At 42.6% G+C, this 21,576-nt stretch carries 20 protein-coding genes and 6 tRNA genes; 22 read left to right on the top strand and 4 right to left on the bottom strand.

The annotated features are described in order from the left end of the window. Window positions 1-14: 14 nt before the first annotated feature. Window positions 15-941: a ribosome biogenesis GTPase YlqF gene (gene ylqF, locus MHM98_RS10780; RefSeq protein WP_239439277.1), complete on the bottom strand. Its 927-nt coding sequence runs from the start codon at window positions 939-941 to the stop codon at window positions 15-17. Window positions 942-1,102: 161 nt separating this feature from the next. On the opposite strand from ylqF, the gene zapE reads away from it, so the two are divergent. Beyond that, entirely contained in the window at window positions 1,103-2,227 is a 1,125-nt protein-coding gene (gene zapE, locus MHM98_RS10775; RefSeq protein ID WP_239439276.1) for a cell division protein ZapE, read from the top strand. Window positions 2,228-2,278: 51 nt separating this feature from the next. Here zapE and nhaD read toward each other — a convergent pair whose 3' ends face one another. Then, window positions 2,279-3,535 (bottom strand): sodium:proton antiporter NhaD, encoded by a 1,257-nt coding sequence (nhaD, locus tag MHM98_RS10770; RefSeq protein WP_239439275.1) that lies wholly within the window; start codon window positions 3,533-3,535, stop codon window positions 2,279-2,281. A gap of 354 nt (window positions 3,536-3,889) precedes the next feature. Between nhaD and MHM98_RS10765 the strand changes: the two genes are divergently transcribed. Both MHM98_RS10765 and MHM98_RS10760 read left to right on the top strand, forming a co-directional pair. Next, window positions 3,890-5,737 (top strand): hypothetical protein, encoded by a 1,848-nt coding sequence (locus MHM98_RS10765; protein WP_239439274.1) that lies wholly within the window; start codon window positions 3,890-3,892, stop codon window positions 5,735-5,737. An 81-nt stretch (window positions 5,738-5,818) separates the two neighbouring features. Continuing rightward, a complete protein-coding gene (locus MHM98_RS10760; RefSeq protein ID WP_239439273.1) occupies window positions 5,819-6,871 on the top strand; it encodes an aldo/keto reductase in 1,053 nt (350 codons plus the stop codon). Here the strand turns inward: MHM98_RS10760 and MHM98_RS10755 are convergent. Together MHM98_RS10755 and msrA are read right to left on the bottom strand one after the other, a co-directional pair. Then, window positions 6,846-7,559 (bottom strand): alpha/beta hydrolase, encoded by a 714-nt coding sequence (locus MHM98_RS10755; protein ID WP_239439272.1) that lies wholly within the window; start codon window positions 7,557-7,559, stop codon window positions 6,846-6,848. The genes MHM98_RS10760 and MHM98_RS10755 overlap by 26 nt on opposite strands. A 26-nt stretch (window positions 7,560-7,585) precedes the next feature. Then, on the bottom strand, window positions 7,586-8,056 hold the full coding sequence (gene msrA, locus MHM98_RS10750; protein ID WP_239439271.1) for a peptide-methionine (S)-S-oxide reductase MsrA: 471 nt from the start codon (window positions 8,054-8,056) through the stop codon (window positions 7,586-7,588). Between the two features lie 166 nt (window positions 8,057-8,222). Between msrA and MHM98_RS10745 the strand changes: the two genes are divergently transcribed. The 19 genes from MHM98_RS10745 (at window position 8,223) to MHM98_RS10655 (ending at window position 21,363) form a co-directional block, all read left to right on the top strand. Then, complete coding sequence (locus MHM98_RS10745) at window positions 8,223-8,900, top strand: MOSC domain-containing protein (RefSeq protein ID WP_239439270.1); 678 nt, start codon at window positions 8,223-8,225, stop codon at window positions 8,898-8,900. A 166-nt stretch (window positions 8,901-9,066) separates the two neighbouring features. Beyond that, window positions 9,067-9,837, top strand: a complete 771-nt coding sequence (locus MHM98_RS10740; RefSeq protein ID WP_239439269.1) for a GGDEF domain-containing protein — start codon at window positions 9,067-9,069, stop codon at window positions 9,835-9,837. Beyond that, window positions 9,812-10,216 carry a BLUF domain-containing protein gene (locus tag MHM98_RS10735; RefSeq protein ID WP_239439268.1) on the top strand — a complete coding sequence of 135 codons (405 nt, stop codon included), beginning with the start codon at window positions 9,812-9,814 and terminating at the stop codon, window positions 10,214-10,216. The genes MHM98_RS10740 and MHM98_RS10735 overlap by 26 nt, the downstream gene beginning before the upstream one ends. A gap of 91 nt (window positions 10,217-10,307) precedes the next feature. After that, window positions 10,308-10,700 carry a thioredoxin family protein gene (locus MHM98_RS10730; RefSeq protein WP_239439267.1) on the top strand — a complete coding sequence of 131 codons (393 nt, stop codon included), beginning with the start codon at window positions 10,308-10,310 and terminating at the stop codon, window positions 10,698-10,700. Between the two features lie 15 nt (window positions 10,701-10,715). Beyond that, the gene (locus MHM98_RS10725; protein WP_239439266.1) at window positions 10,716-11,432 is read left to right on the top strand and encodes a cytochrome c biogenesis CcdA family protein; all 717 of its coding nucleotides are present in this window, start codon (window positions 10,716-10,718) and stop codon (window positions 11,430-11,432) included. Window positions 11,433-11,904: 472 nt separating this feature from the next. Continuing rightward, window positions 11,905-12,924 carry a succinylglutamate desuccinylase gene (gene astE, locus MHM98_RS10720; RefSeq protein ID WP_239439265.1) on the top strand — a complete coding sequence of 340 codons (1,020 nt, stop codon included), beginning with the start codon at window positions 11,905-11,907 and terminating at the stop codon, window positions 12,922-12,924. Between the two features lie 307 nt (window positions 12,925-13,231). After that, window positions 13,232-14,416: a thiamine pyrophosphate-dependent dehydrogenase E1 component subunit alpha gene (locus tag MHM98_RS10715; protein ID WP_239439264.1), complete on the top strand. Its 1,185-nt coding sequence runs from the start codon at window positions 13,232-13,234 to the stop codon at window positions 14,414-14,416. Further along, a complete protein-coding gene (locus MHM98_RS10710; protein ID WP_239439263.1) occupies window positions 14,416-15,393 on the top strand; it encodes a transketolase C-terminal domain-containing protein in 978 nt (325 codons plus the stop codon). The genes MHM98_RS10715 and MHM98_RS10710 overlap by 1 nt, the downstream gene beginning before the upstream one ends. A gap of 46 nt (window positions 15,394-15,439) precedes the next feature. Beyond that, the gene (locus MHM98_RS10705; protein ID WP_239439262.1) at window positions 15,440-17,008 is read left to right on the top strand and encodes a dihydrolipoyllysine-residue acetyltransferase; all 1,569 of its coding nucleotides are present in this window, start codon (window positions 15,440-15,442) and stop codon (window positions 17,006-17,008) included. A gap of 140 nt (window positions 17,009-17,148) precedes the next feature. Further along, complete coding sequence (locus tag MHM98_RS10700) at window positions 17,149-17,568, top strand: secondary thiamine-phosphate synthase enzyme YjbQ (RefSeq protein WP_239439261.1); 420 nt, start codon at window positions 17,149-17,151, stop codon at window positions 17,566-17,568. A 61-nt stretch (window positions 17,569-17,629) separates the two neighbouring features. Further along, window positions 17,630-18,388, top strand: coding sequence for a methyltransferase domain-containing protein (locus MHM98_RS10695; RefSeq protein ID WP_239439260.1), 759 nt, complete (start codon window positions 17,630-17,632; stop codon window positions 18,386-18,388). 57 nt (window positions 18,389-18,445) lie between these two features. Continuing rightward, window positions 18,446-19,180 carry a DNA polymerase III subunit epsilon gene (gene dnaQ, locus MHM98_RS10690; protein ID WP_239439259.1) on the top strand — a complete coding sequence of 245 codons (735 nt, stop codon included), beginning with the start codon at window positions 18,446-18,448 and terminating at the stop codon, window positions 19,178-19,180. Between the two features lie 30 nt (window positions 19,181-19,210). After that, on the top strand, window positions 19,211-20,527 hold the full coding sequence (locus MHM98_RS10685) for a TIGR03503 family protein (protein WP_239439258.1): 1,317 nt from the start codon (window positions 19,211-19,213) through the stop codon (window positions 20,525-20,527). Window positions 20,528-20,682: 155 nt separating this feature from the next. Continuing rightward, window positions 20,683-20,759: transfer RNA gene (locus tag MHM98_RS10680), tRNA-Asp, on the top strand. Between the two features lie 28 nt (window positions 20,760-20,787). After that, window positions 20,788-20,864 (top strand) — tRNA-Asp (locus MHM98_RS10675). Between the two features lie 46 nt (window positions 20,865-20,910). Then, window positions 20,911-20,987 (top strand) — tRNA-Asp (locus tag MHM98_RS10670). A gap of 68 nt (window positions 20,988-21,055) precedes the next feature. Next, a tRNA-Asp gene (locus tag MHM98_RS10665) sits at window positions 21,056-21,132 on the top strand. 41 nt (window positions 21,133-21,173) lie between these two features. After that, a tRNA-Asp gene (locus MHM98_RS10660) sits at window positions 21,174-21,250 on the top strand. Between the two features lie 36 nt (window positions 21,251-21,286). Continuing rightward, window positions 21,287-21,363 (top strand) — tRNA-Asp (locus tag MHM98_RS10655). Window positions 21,364-21,576 lie beyond the last annotated feature (213 nt).

Raw genomic sequence — 21,576 nt, 5'->3', positions numbered from 1 at the left:
TTTTGTAAACGCCGTTATCTACGGCGTTTTTTCTTAGGTTTCTTCTTTTTCGTTTTCCCTTCAAGCGCCTCTTGCGCTAATTTTTCATCGACGATTATTTGCTCTGCTATTGCCATGTCTGGCGTTTCTAAACAAATCTTGCCGATGGTACCTGAGCGGAATTCATGTAATAAAATCTCACAGGTTTTATGCATATCGACTCTGCCTCCAGCACGCTTAAAACCGCGGGCATGGCCGATATCTTCGATGAGCTCCCAATCGGTATGCGGTAAATCACCAAGCTTATAACGCTCTTTGATCATCTCTGGATAGTCTTTAAGAAAATACTCCGCTGCATACGATGCAATGTCTTCATATTCAAACGCAGTGTCTTTAATTGCACCAGTAATAGCTAAACGATAGCCACTGTGCTCGTTGTGCACTTTCGGCCATAAGATCCCAGGCGTATCACATAGCACAATACCATTTTTAAGATTAATACGCTGTTGACGTTTAGTTACTGCAGGTTCATTACCCGTCTTAGCAATAACACGACCAGCAAGAATATTGATTATGGTCGACTTACCAACGTTAGGAATGCCCATAATCATCGCGCGAATGTCTTTGCCCATTTCATCGCGCTGTGGTACTAGTTTACGACACAAATCTAAAATTTTAGTCACTTGCGTTGGTTCATTAGCGGTAATCGCCAGCGAGGAAACACCTTGTTGGCTATTGAGATGTTCTTGCCATTGGTTAACTACTTCATCATTGGCCAAATCACATTTGTTGAGTACTTTAATTAATGGCTTATCACCGCGCAATTCATTGGCAAATGGATTTTCGCTTGAATAAGGAATGCGCGCGTCCACTACCTCGATGATAATATCGATTTGCCCCATGACTTCCATCATTTCTTTACGGGCTTTGTGCATGTGGCCGGGGAACCATTGAATTGACATATTAAGACTCTGTGCATAAAAAAAAGCAATTGTAGCTCGAAGATAGACTTTTGATAAGTGACTGACTATACAAATAAACAAAATTTCGCCGATAGCTATATTTGTTAAAATCGTATGAGAGACGTAATATGGCGCTTTTAAACTTGTTGTGATGGTTTTTAGTGCTAACTCGTTATCAAGCTGCTGTTAAAGCAGAGCAACTCACATTCGATGCAATTCAACTTGCTGCCATAACGGCGTTGGATGAACGACAAAAATCACTCGCTTGTAGAGATCCCATTAACGGGCTTTATTTATACGGTCGAGTCGGTCGCGGTAAAACCATGGTGATGGATATGTTTTTCGACACCTTGCCATCAAAGCGCAAACTGCGCTTACATTTTCATCATTTCATGGCGCAGCTGCACCACAAACTCAATCAACTGCAAGGTCAAGTCAATCCGCTTGAGCAAGTTGCTGATGATTTAGCAGCGCAGTTTGATGTGATATGTTTCGACGAGTTTTTCGTCGCTGATATTGCCGACGCGATGTTACTCGGTGGTGTGTTTTCTGCCTTACACCAACGCAATATTATGATTATTGCTACCTCTAATACTGTGCCTGATAAGTTGTATGAAGGCGGTTTGGCGCGAGATAGATTTTTGCCTGCGATTGCGCTTATCAAACAACATTTAGAAATTTTTTCCCTCGATGGTGAGCTAGATTATCGCACCCAACAAACTGCAACTAATTCGGTCTATTTTGAAAACGACAGCCATGGCTTTAGCGCGTATTGCTACAGCTTAGAGTTGGAAAAAACTAACCATAGCGTAAATATTTACGGTCGCGATTTGTCAGTGATTGGTGAGAGCGCTAAGACCATTTGGTTTGATTTTATGGCGCTTTGTGATGGGCCGCGTAGCCAGAACGATTATATGAAATTGGCCGATAGCTATGACGTAATTGTGCTTAGTGATGTATTGCAAATGGGCGGCGTGATTGAGGAAGTGACTGTTGCCAAGGGCATTGAAGATGGCGATACCAATTATAAACTAACGCCTGCTGCGGCGGTGCAAATTGGTTATCTAGATGACTGTGCACGGCGTTTTATTGCGTTAGTTGATGAGTTTTATGATCGCAATAAATTATTGGTTATTGACGCGCCTTGCGCAATTGGTGCGCTTTATCGCGGCGGACGCGTGACCAAGGCATTTGAGCGAACCGTAAGTCGGCTCACTCAAATGCAAAGTCAGGCCTATCAGGACAAAGTCGGCCAACTCAACAACACGATATTTACGCTAGAGTAATAACAATTGCTGCCAGTCAAAAATTCTCAGAGGCGCCATCAACCAATTTATTTAGGCTAAAGCAATGAAGTTGCCCGCCAAATAAGCGCCATAGTATCCGACTGTATAAGCTATCAATAGGTATAAACTCATGCGTAGGTAGCTCATAAAGGTGAGCTCCTTCACCTTACTCATGGCGATAATACCTGCTGCTGAGCCGATGATTAGCATTGAGCCGCCAACGCCCGTTGCATAAGTAAATGCTAGCCATTGACGCGCATTCATAGCAATGTCGGCTTTGAGTAAGGCTGCGGTTAATGGCACATTGTCAATTAGCGCCGACATGATGCCCATTATGTAGTTTGCGTACGTTGGGGCGAGGTATTGATATAAGTCGGTGAATTTCGCTAACACACCAATCTCTTTTAACGCGCCAACCAGCAGCAATACACCGACAAAGAACAACAAGGTGTCATATTCAATTTCGCGAATGTAATCGATAATTTTGCGATTAACGTCTTTCTTACGCATCAAAAATTGCGCCACTAAGAACATCAGTGACAGGCCGAATAAAAAGGTAAGCACCGGCGGTACGCGATAGAGAGCGCTCAATAGCAAGGTACCGATAATGGTGCTTAGGAAAATGGTGGCGATGGTAATGTCCGTCTTCTCAATGGCTTTATTGGCAACTTTCTCAAAGGTCAGCGTGCCGTTCATACCAATAGAGAGCATTGAGGCAAGTACCATCACACTTACCGCTGCAGGAATGATTAATAGTAAAAGGTTGGCGATAGACACCTTGCCAGCGAGGAAGATCATTAAAGTCGTCACATCGCCAGTGATTAAGGATACGCCGCCAGAGTTTACTGCAAAGACGATAAGGGTCGCGTATTTTATGCGTTTTTTAGCATCGAGTTTGAGAGACATAATGACGGCAAGCGAAATTAAGGTCGCAGTGATATTGTCGGAAATCGATGAGAAGATAAATGCGAAGATTCCCACTAGAAACATCAGTTTACGTTCGCTAATTTGCGTTGGCATAATCCGGTGAACAAGGTTCTGAATAAAGCCTTTAGAGTTTAAGTAGGCAACAAACGTCATGGCGGCCATTAAGAATAACCACAAAGTGGCAATCTCTAAAATGTTGTGATCGAGTTTGTGCTGTAAGGCTTCACTTGAATATCCGCCAAGGGGCGTAACAAAAATAATTATCCAACACAGCGTTCCAAAAAACAGCGTTGTTTTAGCTTTATTGACATGAATAATGTCTTCGATAACGATGAGGACAAAGGCGAGGGCGATAAGTGCGAGAATAACACCGGAAACCATGGGCAAATCTACCTTAAAAATAGCGTTTAGTGAGTATCTAAAAACGCGCGCAGTATACTCCTCAAAATTTGCGTGAACAATCCCATGATTATAAATAATTTATATACTTATCATTATGTTACTTTATTTTTACAACTGTCTATTTTTTGTAACCTACGCCCTCATACGCAAAGACTAATTCAATGGGACATTAGTCGATTAGACCAATAGCGTAAACAATTCGGCAACGAAATTTAGACCTTAGTATATTCAGTTACAATTTATCAATTAAATAATGGTGTTAACTCCTTATAATCATTAGCTTTTAAAGACACGGAACCTAGTCAACGTGTTAACGATATTTAAGGAATGAAAATGAAAGCGCTTGTCGTGTTAGCTGGATGTTTGTTATTGATTGGTTGTGGCGGTGGGAGCTCTAAAACTGAGCAACCTGATACTCCGATAAAAGTTGAAAATCGTCCACCTGTGGTTGAAGTTATCACAGATATAACTATTGCCAGTGGTGCTACATATCAACCTAGCCCTGTAGTAAGTGACCCTGATGGCGATAGTGTTACCTTCGCTTGGTTAGCCAATAATGACGGGATCACTGTTGATGACTCATCCACCAAATCTCCGGTATTTACTTTTCCTATTCGCGAAACTGAAGAAAGTTATATGCTTACGTTGAAGGTTGATGACACAAAAGGTGGTGTTGTTGAAAAACAGGTAGCAGTTAATGTTAGAGCAAATGTAATAGTTTCATCGTCGCCTGTCATTGGTGACATTCCTAAGCAGACAGTTGAGAGCAAACAAACCATTATTCTCAAACCTCAGGTCAGTGATTTGGATGGCGACATTGAAAGCTATCATTGGACTTCGTCTGACGCTGACGTGACATTTTCTGATGAAAATATATTATCACCTACTATCTCATTCCCAGAAACCGATAGTGTTAAAGAAATTACTTTATATTTATCGGTAGTCGATAGCAAAGGAAACGAAACTAACGCCGATGTGGCAATCGAATTATCACCTAAATCAGTAAGAGAGTTACCAGCTTTACCGGCCATCACAATTACTGACAGTGCAGCAGGAAGTGTCGGGGACGTTATCGACGTTGAAGCTAAAATTATTACGACTGAAACATTAATTTCGGGTAAGTGGACCTTTGATGAGCAAGATTATGCTATTGCGCAATTTGAGGAAATTGGCAACAATCAATATAGCGTGAAACTGTCTTTGAGCCTGCCAGATGTTAGTCAATTTTCGAAACTCCCGCTATCAATTCAAGTAACTACAGAAAGTGAGCAGCAAAGCACTAGTGACACCATTGTTTTAGTCTCGCCAGTAATAGCACCATCGTTAAAAATAACACTAGATGAATCAATCTCAATTGATGAGCTTGCGAGTAAAACTGTTGAGACGCAAATCGATAATTCCCATCCCATTGAGAAGATTGTTTGGCAATGGCTCGATGATACCGAGATGACGCTTAATGACGACGCTATCGCGCAGCCTACGATCAGTACGCCACAAGTTAATCGCGATGAACAGGCGCGCTTACAAATTACTGTGCATATGAAAGGGCTTGTAGAGACTGCTCAGGTTGTTGTGTCAGTTAAAAACAGTATTAATCAGTCACCGATAGTACTAAAGCAAAGCAGACTTGTTGCTGCACGTGGTCAAGAAGTGCGTTTTTCGATAGAAAGTGACGACATGGCGCAGATAAAATCTGCAACATGGAAGGTTAATGGCGCCGATGTAGACCACGCAGGTACAGATAAATCAGCCTTAAACCTTACTATTGACGACATCGAAGCGAGTAGTATTACATCAGTCGCCTATACAGCAATACTGCAAGACGACTCGACTGTAATCAAAACCGCTAATTTGTCGATTTTGAATGACGCCGCTGTCCGAGCCGCAATTCAGATTAATCTGCCACCACAGCAACCGATAATTAAAAATGACATGCCTTATTTTATGCGCATGGTCGTTGTTGACCAATTTGGATTAATCGATTCGGTGGAAGTAACTCAGCCATTTACTGTTAATACGTTTTCGCCAATCGAGATTAAGAGTGCTGCTAACTTGATTCAATTGTCTTTACTTACCAATACGATTGAATTCGATCATATTGATTTCTTGAATCTAAGACTGAGTATTGGCGATGTTGTGATTGACCAACCGCTGCAATTGACGATGGAAGCCGATCAATAATAATGATGTACACGTTGTATTGACACCTATTGACAATGCATTAGGCTAGCAAAAAATCGTTTTTTTTATGCAAGGATTACTATGAAATACTCTCCGTTAGGTGACAGCGGGTTATCGGTGTCTCGTGTTTGTTTAGGTAGCATGACATGGGGGCTGCAAAACAACCAATCAGATGCCGATCAGCAGATTGACTATGCATTGTCCAAGGGCGTTAACTTTATTGATACGGCTGAAATGTATGCCGTACCACCATCGGCTGATACCTATGGTAAAACAGAAGCCATTATTGGTGACTGGCTATCGCGTAATAAGGACAAACGTGAAGACATAGTGCTGGCAACTAAAATTGCTGGGCCGGGCTTTTCTTATATTCGCGATAATGCACCTATCACTGGTGATAACGTGATTAAAGCAGTAGATGGTTCACTTCAGCGATTGCAAACCGATTACATCGATTTGTATCAGCTTCACTGGCCAAATCGTTCGACACCGCATTTTGGTAATCATTGGCCAAACGGCATGTCGCAACTGAGGGAAGCGTCAAAGCAACACATTGAAAATAAATTAGATATTCTTGAAGGGTTAGCTAAATGTGTTGCTGCTGGTAAAATTCGTCATTGCGGATTATCTGACGATACACCTTGGGGCATTAGCCAATATTTGCGTCTTAGTGAGCAACATAATCTGCCGAAAATGGTGTCGATTCAAAACGAATTTAGTTTACTGCATGCTAAAGATTGGCCTTATCTTATTGAGCAGTGCGCAAATGAGAATATTGCCTATTTGCCTTGGTCGCCGTTAGCGACTGGCGCACTTGCTGGAAAATACCTTAACGGTGCAAGACCGCAGGGCAGTCGCTGGACGTTGATTCAGCGTAATGGCCTATTTAGAGATACGCCGCAAAGCCAACAAGCCGTCGCTGCCTATGTTGATGTGGCGGAAAGTCATGGCATTTCACCTGTTAAACTGGCGCTTGGATGGTGTGATCAGGTTGATGGCGTAACATCCAGTATTATTGGTGCCACGTCAATGGCGCAGTTGCGAGAAGATATCGATGCCTTTGCTGAGCCTTTACCGGCTGAAGTATTGTCAGATATTAGCGAGGTCTTTAAGCGTTATCCAGCGCCATTCTAAAATGCCTAATAATACTTTGTGCAATCGCCGCTGGATCTTCTAGTGGTGACATATGACCGCATTGCTCGATAATCTCAAGTGAGACATTGGGTTGTTTAATCGCCACGCTGAGCTTATCGATGGCTACTAACGCGTCATTTTCACCAATCACAAAGTGGGTTGAAAAGGGTGCTTGATTAATTGCAGGCATCAGGTTCTCTCGATGAGAGGTGTATTGCATTTGATTCACTAAGGTTTTCTCGCCGCATTCCTTATCCATCAAGTTAATCGTATCGATGATGTTTTGTTTGTGATGATTACTAGGTGCCAATAGCCCATGAATTCGCGATAATGGCAAACCCCGATAGCCGTTTTTACGAATGAAGTCTAAGGTAAATTGCCGAGTCGCTAATTCCTTGTTAGGTAGCGGATGCGGATGGTTAGCAATAACCATCAAGCGCGAAATACTCTCTGGATATTGCGTTGCGTATAGCGCGCTGAGGTAGCCACCGAGTGAAAAGCCAATTAGGTTTATTGGCTGTGTCGGCAGTTGTTGATGCAGCGCTTTTACAATCGCTAGGGGAGAATTTGCATCAGGAATTGTTAATGCAATTGGTGAGAAATAAGCGGGCAGTAACTCAAATACCTGCTGCCACAAACGATCATTACATTGTGTGCCAGGCAGAAAATATAGCGGTATTTGAGTCATCCAGTTCTCACAAATTAAAACAATCTTTAGATTGAGCAGCTACCACCGTTTTTAGCAAAGTATTGCTGGTGGTATTCTTCAGCCTTAAAGAATGTTGATGCTGGTGTCACTTCAGTAACAATCTTTTTATCGCCGAAACGTTTTTCTTCAGTTAATCGCGCAATGGTTTCATTAGCTAATTGCTGCTGCGTTGCATCGTGATAGAACACGGCGCTGCGATATTGTGTACCCACGTCAACACCTTGGCGGTTTAATTCTGTTGGGTTGTGGTTTTCAAAAAAGATGTTCAGCAGCTGTTGGTAACTGATTTTACTCTCGTCAAAGGTCACCTCAACAACTTCCGCATGACCTGTAGTTCCTGTGCACACTTCTTTGTAAGTCGGGTTTTCTTTATCACCACCTTCATAGCCAGAAAATGCTTCAATCACGCCGTCTTGCTCACGAAATAATGCTTCAACGCCCCAAAAACAGCCGCCGCCAAAAGTTGCAGTTTGCATAGTATTACTCTCAAATTTGTTTCTACGTTTAGATGGCTAGAAGTCTATAGTTAAAAATCTTCGCCGTAAAGTGAAAATTTATTTTCACTCACAAGACAGGAATTGCAGGAGAAATATTTCATGCACGGTTATAATAGCGCGCACTTGCGACTAGATTGGATTTTATATGACTCAGGTTAAGGCGTTCTCTGGAAAAATATCTCACGCTTATGGACTAACAACTGCCATTGATAAGCAGCTTATTACTGACGACATAATCATCAATGAGTATGGCATTGCCGGCGATGAATCAGCGGATCCTAAACATCACGGTGGGCTCGAACGAGCACTGCATCATTATCCACGCGAGCATTACGACTTTTGGCAATCCCATTATCAAGCACTCGGTATTGAACGTGATTGGTGTCCATCGAGCATGGGAGAAAATATCTCTACCTTAGGCTTAGACGAGAATAACGTTTGTATCGGTGATAGGTTTCAATGGGGCGAGGTGATATTAGAAGTCAGTCAGCCGCGTTCACCGTGTTTTAAGCTTAACAAACGTTGGGACATCGAAAAGTTTTCACTTCATATGCAACAGACTAATAAATGTGGCTGGCTGTATCGCGTTATTACACCTGGCGTAGTAACAAGTGATAGTGGAATTGTGCGTATTAGCCAGACTTCGTGTTCAATGACTGTCGCACAAGTATGTGATATTTATTTTGGCGACCCTCTAAACAAAAACGCGTTAACTCAATTACTCGATATCCCGTTATCAAATTCGTGGCGCAGCAGTATTGAAAAAAGATTGGCTAGCAATGAATTAGAGAATTGGAATTTTCGATTATTTGGCCATCCATAAACCGCTACTTTATAAGCTATCTAAGGTATAAATTGATTTAACAACGGTTTGCCTTATTTAGTGTGCGTGATTTAACTAATGCTTTTTACTTGTATATTTTTCGCTGGTAGTATCAAACAATTAGGAACGCGCCATCTATTTTTCTTTGAGGGGTAATCTCAACGACATGACGTCATTCAATGCAAATTCAATTGCTTATGATGAGCTGATAAAAGAATTAAGGAGCAGATTATCTTTTATTAGTCTCAATGAATTGGTGTATACCTATGAAATCATTTCTTATATGACTTCAGAAAGTAACTGTGCAAGTAATATTCAGACTATCGACGATCATATTACGCCGAGTAATGCGACTCGTAAGTTAGATATTATTGTTGCAACCATGAAGTTCATTTCACGCATTGAATCTAACGTCAATTTCTTGCGCTTGTTAATAGAGCGTGGGACCAACCTTATTTATAAAAACAAAGCCGCTATTGAATACGAGAGCTATCGTGATTTGCTTACCGATACCTATAATTTTAACCATTTAAAGCGCATCGAACGGCAGTTGTCGAAAGAGGATTTTGTGGTTTATTTCTTTGATCTTAACGGCTTAAAGAAAGTTAACGATCAAAAAGGCCATGAATACGGAAACTTGTATATTAAGACATTTGCCAAAGCGTTAACCGATAGCGTTCGATTAAATGATATTGTTTGTCGTTATGGCGGCGATGAATTTATTGTTATTGTATTTCGATATGAAACTGATCTAACGACGATTATTGAGCGTATTAGCAATCACTTAACTGATACTCAAATCACTTTTAGTGTTGGTTGGGCGAAAAATACTCATCGTAATCTTTTCAAAGCAATTAAAGAAGCAGATCAACATATGTATATTGATAAGTTTGAGCAAAGGAGTGCACAAAGTGAAGGCGATAATTTACAAAAGTAAGGCATTACTGTCGGATATTGATTTAAACGAATTACTGCGAAAAGCAAGAATTCACAATAGCCAACACCAAATTACTGGGATCTTAGTAACTGTTATTGATGGCTTTTATCAATACATAGAAGGCCCAGAAGATTATATCGATAGTCTATATCACAGGATCGTCATGGACGAACGCCATCACGATGTAACTAAGATCTATGAGCATCCACTAACACATCGCAGGTTCCACAATTGGAGTATGGGATATCTTAATCTCATTCATGTTGATGATTTAGCTCAGATAGAGAATCACGAAAATACCGTCGAGGAATTTCAGGCGCTTATTGAGCGAATCATGCCGCTCGAGCTAGATGAGTCCTTGCAGCTTCAGACGACATAATGTCAAAGAGATAAAAATAATTTAAAAAAACTGAAATTTTAGTTTAAGACCTCAGGTCTGTGGTGGTGCAATATTAATATTAGGATCCACCATGAAAAAATTATTACTAATCTGCTCTTTATTCTTATCTACATCAGCATTTGCTGGTGGCGTGATGCAATTCACCGAAGACGGCTTTAAACAACTCCAACAAGAAAATGCCGCAATCCTCGTTGATGTATACGCTACTTGGTGCCCAACCTGTCGCAAGCAAGGCAAGGTAATTAAAGAATATTTTAAGCAAAACCCAGACAGTGAGTTAACAGTTTTAAAAGTTGATTACGACAAGCAGAAAGAGTGGGTGAAGTACTTCAAAGCCTTTCGTCAAAGCACGCTAATTCGCTACCAAGGTGAAAAAGAAATTGGCCGTTCTATCGCCGAAACTAATGAGCGTAAACTATTTAATTTATTTTCAATGAAAGCACCGTCGACGACAAGTAAATAGTTAGAGACGATATCGATGGAATTATCAGCGTTTTTCTTTAGTTTTATTGCAGGTGTGCTAAGTACGTTATCACCCTGCGTATTACCTATTTTGCCAATTATTATTTCTAGTGCGCTGCAGCAAAGTAAAAATGGTCTATTGGCGCTTATCTTAGGGATTTCTTTATCATTTGCCGTAACTGGTAGCCTAATTAGCGCGGCAGCTATTGCGTGGGATTTTGATATTACGATTATCAAAACTATTAGCGCTTCATTGCTGCTGACATTTGGCTTGATTATATTGATTGATCCGCTTAATCAAAAGTTTAGCCAAGTTGCATCGCAACTGATGAGTCGAGGCAATAACAAAGTAGCGACCTATGAAGCAAGCGGCGTTAGTGGTCAGTTTATACTTGGTGCATTGCTGGGCTTTGTATGGACACCTTGCGTTGGCCCGACATTAGGCGCAGCTATCTCACTAGCTATTCAAGGCGATAGCCTGCCAATGGTATTTGCCGTGATGCTGATTTTTGGCGCTGGTGCGGGTGTCCCTTTACTCGCGCTGGGCGCGGTGTCAGGCAAAGTGATAAATCGCGATAAGCTCAATAAGCATGTGAATGTTACTAAGAAATTACTTGGTGCTTTCTTGGTGTTAATCGCTTTAACGATTTTATTTGGCTATGACCGTCAGCTCGAGACCTTCTTAGTGGAGTTGATGCCAGACTGGCTTACTGATCTAACGACGTCTATCTAACTAGTAGCGACGCAAATTACAAAGCGACATTTGCCTTTGGCGGGTGTCGTTTTTTATTATCCGACATCATTAATTTTCTCTCCGACAACTTCATACCTGAACGCTTGATAAATTTGTTGTGATTCCCTACGCTTAGTGTTTGAAATGATGATATTGCATTGAGGTAGATATGGATTTAACCAAATTTTCATTTAAAAATTTATTACTTTCATTTAAAAAGTTAATAATTAATATTGTGAGCTGTTGCGTATTAATTCTCACTTTGGTGTGGGTTTATGGTGACGGAAATACAGGCTATGAGATAGGTCGATTTCTTCACAATCAACTTCACGATTGTTAATCAAAGTAGATTCTCTTTATTAAAGCGACATTTGTATATAGCAGATGTCGCTTTTTTATTAATCTTGCCATGGGTTTACCAGACTAATTTCGATATAATGACGCAGTTTTCATCTATATTTTTGGAGTTTCTGTGTCACATCCCTACCAACAACAAGACTTTTTATCTTTTACTCGCGCCAACGAATGGGGCAGTGATCAGACTCAAGATTTCACATTAGGCAATGGTACTAGAGTACAAGTATGGGACAGTGGCGTAATCGTTTTTGAGCCACAAAACGCAGGTGACAAAGATATCATCTTATCGAGTGGTGTTCACGGCAATGAAACCGGTCCAATTGAGATTTGTAGGGACTATGTACAGGCCATTTTAGATGAAGAGATTAGTGTGGCGCATCGCGTGATGTTCTTATTTGGTAACCCAGCGTCGATGAACATTGGCGAGCGTTTTGTGGAAGAAAACATGAATCGCTTGTTTAGCGGCGCCCATTCTAAAGAACCTGGACTTATCAATCGCGAGCGTATTCGCGCTAAAAAATTAGAGCAATACGTTGATGATTTTTATCGCGTAAATGACGATAAAGAGCGCATTCATTACGATCTGCACACCGCTATTCGCGGCTCTAAAAACGAAAAATTTGCGGTTTATCCGTTCCTACATGGTAAAGAGTACAGCAAAGAGCAACTACAAATTATGCTTGCGTGTGATGTGAATACTATTCTGTTATCAAATGGGCCTACAACCACCTTTAGCTATTTTTCATCCAATCAATACGGCGCACATGCCTTTACTGTTGAGCTTGGTAAAGTTCGCCCATTTGGCGAAAACGATATGACTCGCTTTATTGGTGTGCGTGAAACTCTTAAAGCGATGATTACGGGGAATGATATGGCACTAGCGCCATATAATGAAGCCGATCTTAATTTGTTTAAGGTTAATCGTGCTATCGATAAACACGATGATAGTTTCCAATTTTACTTTGCCAATGATGTTGTTAACTTCACCAGTTTTCCACTGGGTTTTAAATTGGCGTCAGAAGGTGACATCGATTATAAGATTGAAGCAGAAGGGGAAGCCATTGTCTTTCCAAATGCCAAGGTTGCCAACGGTAATCGCGCGGTATTAATGGTGGTGCCTACAACATTACCATAAAATATCTCACTGATTTTTAGAATATTTGAAAGGGGCTGTAATGATAGATTTACAGTTCCTTTTTTTTTGAAGAATAAAATCTGATTCATATTTGACCACCTTGTATTGTCAGCGAGTTGACGCATAGGTAAAGTAAATGCCACATAAAATTTATTCATTGGCATCATCTTTTTCGATGAACTTTGACGTTAACGTCTAGTTAACTCAAATACTACTAGAAGCAGTTGTGCCTACCGTGAAACACTAAGAAAGTCGTTATTGAGAGCACTTTGGAGCAGTCAGTAATCGGCAACAATAAAGGAACATCATGAATAGACCTGATAGCAAAGTGGTGAATGCAATTCATCAAGCATCGTTTATTAGAGGCGATGCTTTGGAGATACCAACGCTGCAAGTGTTAGATGCCCAAGGCGATGTTATTGACGGCGCGCAAATGCCTGATATCGACGAAGCGCTCGCGCATAAAATTTACGACACCCTTGCATTTATCCGCGTATTTGACGAGCGTATGGTAGCATCACAGCGCCAAGGCCGTATTTCGTTTTACATGACCTGTAAAGGCGAAGAAGCCGCAATCACTGGCAGCGCTGCTGCACTATCAGATGATGACATGATTATGGCGCAATACCGCGAGCAAGCAGCATTGCGTTTTCGCGGTTTCTCAACGCCTAACTTTATGAACCAGTTGTTTTCAAATGCGAAAGATTTAGGTAAAGGTCGTCAAATGCCAATTCACTATGGCTCTAACGAACTTAACTACATGACGATTTCATCGCCGTTAGCCACCCAAATTCCACAAGCTGCTGGTTATGCTTACGGCCAGAAAATGGCAGGTAAAGACGCGCTTACCATTTGTTATTTTGGTGAAGGTGCAGCCTCAGAAGGTGATTTTCACGCCGGTTTAAATATGGCAGCTGTGCTTAAATGTCCAACCGTTTTCTTCTGTCGTAACAATGGCTACGCCATTTCAACAGGTACTGACGAGCAATATGCTGGCGATGGTATTGCGCCGCGTGGTGTTGGCTACGGCATTGAGACGATTCGCGTTGATGGCAATGATTTACTTGCTGTCTTACTCGCGACGCAAACAGCCCGTGCTTATGCGCTTGAGCACAATAAGCCAGTGCTTATTGAAGCAATGAGTTATCGCCTAGGTGCCCATTCTACCTCTGATGATCCAAGTGGCTATCGCTCAAAAGAAGAAGAAGAGTTGTGGGCACAAATTGACGGCGTTTTGCGTTTCAAAACTTGGATGATTAACCAAGGTTGGTGGGATGAGGACAAAGACGCTGCGCTCTATGAAAAGTATCGCACCGAAGTATTAAGCGAGCTTAAGATTTCAGAAAAAATCGGCGCGCCAGCATTAGAAGAATTAGTGACTGACGTTTATCACGACGTGCCAAAGCACCTGCAAGATCAGCTAACCGAATTAAAATCTCACATTGCTAAATATCCAGACGCTTATCCAAGCGCGAAAGGGGAGTCTCACTAATGGCGCAAATGAATTTATTACACGCAATTAACAGTGCGCTTGATCATGCGATGGAAAAAGACGAGCGCGTGATGTGCTTCGGTGAAGATGTCGGCCATTTTGGCGGCGTATTTCGCGCTACTAGTGGTTTGCAAGAGAAATACGGCAAGGCACGTTGTTTTAATACGCCATTAGTTGAGCAAGGTATTTTAGGGTTTGCCAATGGCCTAGCAGCCCAAGGCAGTGTACCTATCTGTGAAATCCAATTTGCCGATTACATTTTTCCGGCCTTTGATCAAATTGTGAATGAAACGGCGAAATTCCGTTACCGCTCTGGTAATGAGTTTAACGTTGGCTCATTAGTTATCCGCACGCCTTATGGTGGTGGTATTGCTGGTGGTTTGTACCACTCGCAGTCGCCGGAAGCATATTTTACAGGTACACCTGGGATTAAAGTGGTTGTGCCGCGTAATCCGTATCAAGCAAAAGGATTATTAACCGCGTGTATTAACGACAAAGATCCCGTGATTTTCTTCGAGCCAAAACGTCTTTATCGTGCATCTGTTGGTGAAGTACCAGAAGAGAGCTATGAAATTGAGTTAGGTAAAGCTGAGGTCGTCACAGAGGGTAAGGACGTGACTTTATTAGGTTGGGGCGCGCAAATGGAAATTATCGAGCAGGCAGCGCAAATGGCAGGCGAGCAAGGTATTTCTTGTGAAGTGATTGATCTGCGCACCCTAGCACCTTGGGATGTTGATACTGTTGCAAAATCTGTGACCAAAACAGGTCGTCTGATTATTAGCCATGAAGCGCCAATTACTGGCGGTTTTGCCGGTGAGATTTCAGCAACTATTAGTGATGTTTGTTTCTTACATCTTGAATCACCAATTGCCCGTGTTTGTGGCCTAGATACGCCTTATCCGCTAATGCAGGAGAAAGAGTACGTTGCAGACAAACTTAAGATTTTCGAAGCGATCAAGGCATCGGTTAACTTTTAATGTGTAGTGGGGTCGTTGAAAGCCCCCACTGATTTGAGGATTTATCATGGCACAAGATTTTTTATTACCAGACATTGGCGAAGGTATTGTCGAGTGTGAACTCGTTGAATGGCTGGTAAAAGAAGGCGATCGCGTAGAAGAAGACCAAGCGGTAGCCGATGTAATGACAGATAAAGCATTAGTTCAAATTCCGTCGATGCACAATGGTGTGATTACTCGTTTGTATCACGCTAAAGGTGATATCGCTAAAGTGCATGCGCCGTTATATGAAATTGAACCTGAAGGCGAAGTACAGGAAACAGAAGTTGCGCCTGTAGCAACAACTGAAAACCTAGCTGGTGGGGCTGTTAAAGAGTTTTTACTGCCGGATATCGGTGAAGGTATCGTTGAATGTGAAGTGGTTGAGTGGCTAGTAGCGGCAGGCGATGAGATTGTTGAAGATCAGCCAATCTGTGACGTAATGACCGACAAAGCATTAGTGCAGATCCCCGCGATTGAAAACGGTGTGGTTAGCGAGCTATTTTGCGAAAAAGGTAATATTGCCAAAGTACACGCGCCATTATTTAGCTATCGCGTAGCTGGTGAAGCTGATAGTGATAATGCGAACACTGCGCCTCAGGCAGCGACACAAGCACCAGCTGTTGCAGCAGCGCCAGTTGATACGCTTGTTGACAAGACTACTAACAACAAAAAAGCGATTGCCAGCCCTGCAGTGCGCCGTGTTGCGCGTGAAATGAATATCGATTTAACACAGGTACAAGGCTCTGGCAAGAACGGCCGCGTATTAAAGAGTGACTTATTGGCGCCGCAAGCTGCTGCGCCAGTTGCCAAACAAGAAACGGCATCTGTTTCAGCTCAAGCCAGCGCGCCTGTCACTACAGCGATTGCGGGTGATGTTGCTGCCAATCATGTATCTAATGTTGAGCCAATGCGCGGCATTAAAGCGGCGATGGCACGTCAGATGGTTGATTCAGTAACCACTATTCCACACTTCACTTACAGCGAAGAAGTGGACATGACTGAGCTTATTGCACTGCGTGGCGGCATGAAAGACGCTTATAAAGAGCAGGGCATCAAACTTACTATGATGCCGTTCTTTATTAAGGCGTTATCGCTTGCTATCAAAGAATATCCAGTGCTGAACAGTCAGCTAACAGCTGACGGTGAAGAGCTTCACTATATGAGCCAGCACAACATTGGTATGGCGGTAGATAGTAAGGTTGGCTTATTAGTGCCTAACGTAAAATCGGTACAAAACCTGTCGATTGTTGATGTGGCTAACGAGGTAACTCGTTTAACTGATGCGGCACGTGCAGGTCGTTTAGCGCAAGAAGACATGAAACACGGCACCATTACCATTTCTAACATTGGCGCCTTAGGTGGCACTACTGCAACGCCAATTATTAACAAGCCTGAAGTGGCTATTGTGGCATTAGGTAAAGTACAAAAACTGCCGCGCTTTGATGACAATGGTAATGTGGTTGCCCGTCAAATCATGAACGTAAGCTGGTCTGGCGATCACCGCGTTATTGACGGCGGTACTATTGCCCGCTTCTGTAATCTATGGAAGTCATATTTAGAAAACCCAAGTTCAATGATGATGGCGATGTCTTAGTCGTTTGATTAATACTGCATAGAAAGAGCCCTAACACTTTGGTGTTGGGGCTTTTTTATTACTTTAGTTATTATTCATCCCATAGACGATGTTGAACGAATGTGTTCTACTCAACGCAAACTAATGGTCAAATAAACGTTATGTGGATCCAACGAGAAATAAAACTAGCTCCTCATCGCCGAGGTTTTCATTTAATTACCGATGAAATAGAACGAGTGCTGCCAGAGCTAAGACAATTAAGTGTGGGGATGCTCAATGTATTTATTAAGCACACATCGGCGTCATTAACCCTCAATGAAAATGCCGATTACACGGTGCGTACTGACATGGAAAAGCATTTCAACGTGCTAGCACCAGAAAACGCACCTTATTACGAGCATACCTATGAAGGCAGTGATGATATGCCTGCTCATATCAAATCGACGCTGATTGGCGCGAGTCAGTCAATTCCGGTATCAAAAGGTAGGTTAAACCTTGGTACATGGCAGGGCATATATCTGTGCGAACATCGTGATAGTGGCGGCAGTCGCACCCTAGTACTCACCCTTAACGGTGAGTAGCACTTGTTTAAAAATTAGCGTATTGTAAGGCTATTGTGTTTTAAAAAGAGTCACTTAGCCTGTGTTTTTCAAGCCTGCATTTAGTAACAATCGCGTACTAGCACCAAGTCATTGGCAAGAGTTAGCGCAAGGTGAATGGGTGAAAGACAACATCGAGCAGGCCATTTCCCCGTGGTTGTCTCATATTTTTGGCTACCATTTGCTTAAAGTTGGTGCCCTTAGTCATCAGCTCAATACCGAAAACTGCCTCATTAAACATCAAGTGGGTATTGCACCAGAGCGCGGCGCGAGCGTAGTGGCAGACTTATCTCGTTTACCATTTCTTGAATCGAGTGTTGATGCCTCTATTTTAGCGCTTAGCCTTAATTTTCATCATAACCCCCATCAATTATTACGTGAAATTAATCGGGTTACTGTCGCTGGTGGCCATGTGCTAATTATTGGTATCAATCCATTTAGCCCGTTAGGGCTAATGAGTATTAATCCGCAGCTTAGCCACAAATACCCATACAACGCACGCCTATACTCTCAAGCGCGAGTACAAGATTGGCTAGCCGTGCTTGGTTTTAAAGTGGTGGCATCACAAAAGCTTATTTATTCGAGCTTGTTAACCAAGCCCCATTACACCAAATATGCACAGTCGTTTTTATCCCATAACATTCCGGGACTTGGCAGCTTTTATTGCATCATGGCCAAAAAACTCGTCAGGCCGCTAACGCCTGTTAAGCCGCGTTGGGGGGTTACAAGCTCGCCAGTTTTAAATCCGGTGACAACTATGCAAGGGTCGAGTAACCGCAGTGGGCGGAAACTAGATGATTAGATCGTATCGTCTTGATAGACTAGCGCCATAACGTTTTAAATTAGGAAGTGTTAATTAATGAGCACACCAAGTTACACCCGCCAAGTGGTGCTAGATACAGAAACCACAGGTATGAATCAGGCCGGTGGCCCCATTTATTTAAACCATAAAATTATCGAGATTGGTTGTGTTGAAGTGATTAATCGCCGTTTAACAGGACGCCATTATCACGTTTACATCCAGCCAAATCGCCTCGTTGATCCAGAAGCGTTTGAAGTTCACGGAATTAGTGATGATTTTCTACGTGATAAACCGACCTTTGATCAGGTTGCCGATGAGTTCATTGACTTTATCAAAGATGCCGAGCTCGTAATTCACAACGCGCCGTTCGACGTTAGCTTTATGGATTATGAGTTTGATCTACTCAATCGCGGTATCCCAAAAACCGACCAAATGAGCGGTATTTTAGATACGCTAGTGATGGCTAAGGATATGCATCCTGGTCAGCGTAACAGTCTAGATGCATTGTGTAAGCGTTATGGCATTGATAACTCATCGCGTACGCTTCACGGCGCATTACTCGATGCCGAGATTTTAGCCGACGTTTATTTGGCGATGACCGGCGGCCAAACCAAACTCAATTTAACCAATGTTGGTGAGAGTGAAGAGCAGGGTGCTGGCGGTATTATTCGCTTAGATCCAGGTTTGGTATTAAATGTGCTTAAAGCAAGTGACGCAGAACTACAAGCACACCAAGAACGATTAGACGTTGTTGTCGACAAAGGCGGCAGCTGTAAATGGCGTGGTGAATAGTAAAAGTATAATTACATTAAGGATACTAGGGTGTTTCGACAGTTATTTCTAATCGGCGTAATCGCCTTGTCATTGGCACTTCCTGCCAGTGCCAACAACTATAATCCCAATGATAATGCGAGTCAGCAGAAGATAAAGCTGTTGTCTAATCGATTTCGCGTTGACCAAGCTGTCGAAGCCTTGGTGTTTATTATTGAGCGTAAACCGGGCTCTGCGCCAATTATCTTAGTACGTCCAGACGGTAGTAAGCTTTATGCAACGCGTCAGGTTGATGGCGTCAATTGGGTGGATGGCAACGCGGGCGATATGATTGAGATCAAGCAGCCGATGATAGGCCCGTGGCAGATTATTGGCGATATCTTGCCGAGTAGTGAGATCCGATTAGCCACTTCTTTAGCCTTAAAAATTAATGAATTTCCAAATGAGCTGTTTGTTGGCGAAGTCGTAAAGCTAACTGCTCGTATCGAGTTTAACAATAAACTCTTGGCATTAGGCCGAGTAGATGATCTTATTAAGCTCGATGTTTTCTTGCGCAGCACGAGTGATACATCCGCACCTAATTTTGGTGCTGGGACTTTCACCATTGGTCAATACATCGATGACGGCCAAGGTTTAGATGAACGCCGCGGTGATGGTGTCTTTACTGGCCGTTTAGATCTCGACAAGCCCAATGGCCCCTATACCTTATTAGTACGGGCTGGCAATAAAGTCTTTGAGCGTGAATATTCGCAACCACTTTATTTGCGACCGCAACCAGTGAAAGTTGATTTAATGTCAGCGGCGATTGATGGTCAGTATGCGCTGCGCTTTATTACTAATGAGCAAGCAGTAGATATGTCGCAAATGGCGATTCAGGTGATAGTTCACCATCCCGATGATACGCAAGAGCACTTGAGTATTAGTAATTTGGCGCCAACTCATTTGTTACGTCTTGAGAATGTACAAAAGCCTGGTCGCTATAAGATTGATATCGAAGTATTTGGTACCACCAACGACGGGCGCGAGTTTAGGTATAACATCGAGCAAATGAAGGTGAAGATTGAGGTGCCAGCAGCCAAAGAGGTAAAAGCACAGAAAGTTGAAGCCGACAAAGCCCGTAAAGCACAGTTTAAACGAGAGCAATTGGAAAAGCGCCGCAAGGCGGCAAAGCAAAAAGCGGAAGAAGAAAAAGCACTGATTATTATCATCGTTATGGTCAATGTACTTATCTTGTTATTAGGCGGCTTATTGATGTGGCTATTTTTGCGTAAGAAGAAGCCTAAAAAGCCAAAAGCAGATAAAAAGGACGCCGATAAGAAAGACGAAAAAGGTGATAAAAAAGACAAAGATAGTAAGAAAAAGAAATAGTTGCTCAATATTTGCTTTTGTTGATGTAATTTTCGGCGGTTAAACGAAAAAATCGAAGTTATTTAAAAAACTGGTTGACTCATTTCGGGGGGATACGTATTATCCACCCCGCACTCAAGGAGACGAGCTAACAAAGTTTGTTTTCACTAGATTGCGGAGTGGTAGTTCAGTTGGTTAGAATACCGGCCTGTCACGCCGGGGGTCGCGGGTTCGAGTCCCGTCCACTCCGCCAATTTAAAAGTAGTGTCCCATTGTTTCGTGGAGTGGTAGTTCAGTTGGTTAGAATACCGGCCTGTCACGCCGGGGGTCGCGGGTTCGAGTCCCGTCCACTCCGCCAATACAATGAAAAATAAGAAGTAATCGAAGCAGATGTTTCATCTCGCGGAGTGGTAGTTCAGTTGGTTAGAATACCGGCCTGTCACGCCGGGGGTCGCGGGTTCGAGTCCCGTCCACTCCGCCAATTTCTTCTCAGTTTTTGTTGTAATTCTCAATGGTTTTAAAAGTAGTTATAAACGCTATGCGATATGCGGAGTGGTAGTTCAGTTGGTTAGAATACCGGCCTGTCACGCCGGGGGTCGCGGGTTCGAGTCCCGTCCACTCCGCCAATCTATATCAGTGTTTACAAAAACTTGCTTACACGATGTGTGGAGTGGTAGTTCAGTTGGTTAGAATACCGGCCTGTCACGCCGGGGGTCGCGGGTTCGAGTCCCGTCCACTCCGCCAATCATGTAAAAATATCGAACTATGGTTCACGTATGTGGAGTGGTAGTTCAGTTGGTTAGAATACCGGCCTGTCACGCCGGGGGTCGCGGGTTCGAGTCCCGTCCACTCCGCCAACACCATACAATTCGATGTTATAAAAAATGCCAGCCTTAGTGCTGGTTTTTTTTATGCCTGAAATTCTTCCTTTATGCTTTGACTATCTCCAATCAAATTATGTTGTGCTTTTTCATTAGCATAAGCGTAGGTCCTTCTGTGTGTCACCTTTGTTTAGGGGGCATATTGCCTTAGTTGCTCTTACAGAGTTTATGACTCCTGATAGTTCAACT

Origin of the sequence: Psychrobium sp. MM17-31, assembly GCF_022347785.1 — a bacterium.
Taxonomy (GTDB): Bacteria; Pseudomonadota; Gammaproteobacteria; order Enterobacterales; family Psychrobiaceae; genus Psychrobium.
This window is presented reverse-complemented; position numbering and strand designations above follow the sequence as displayed.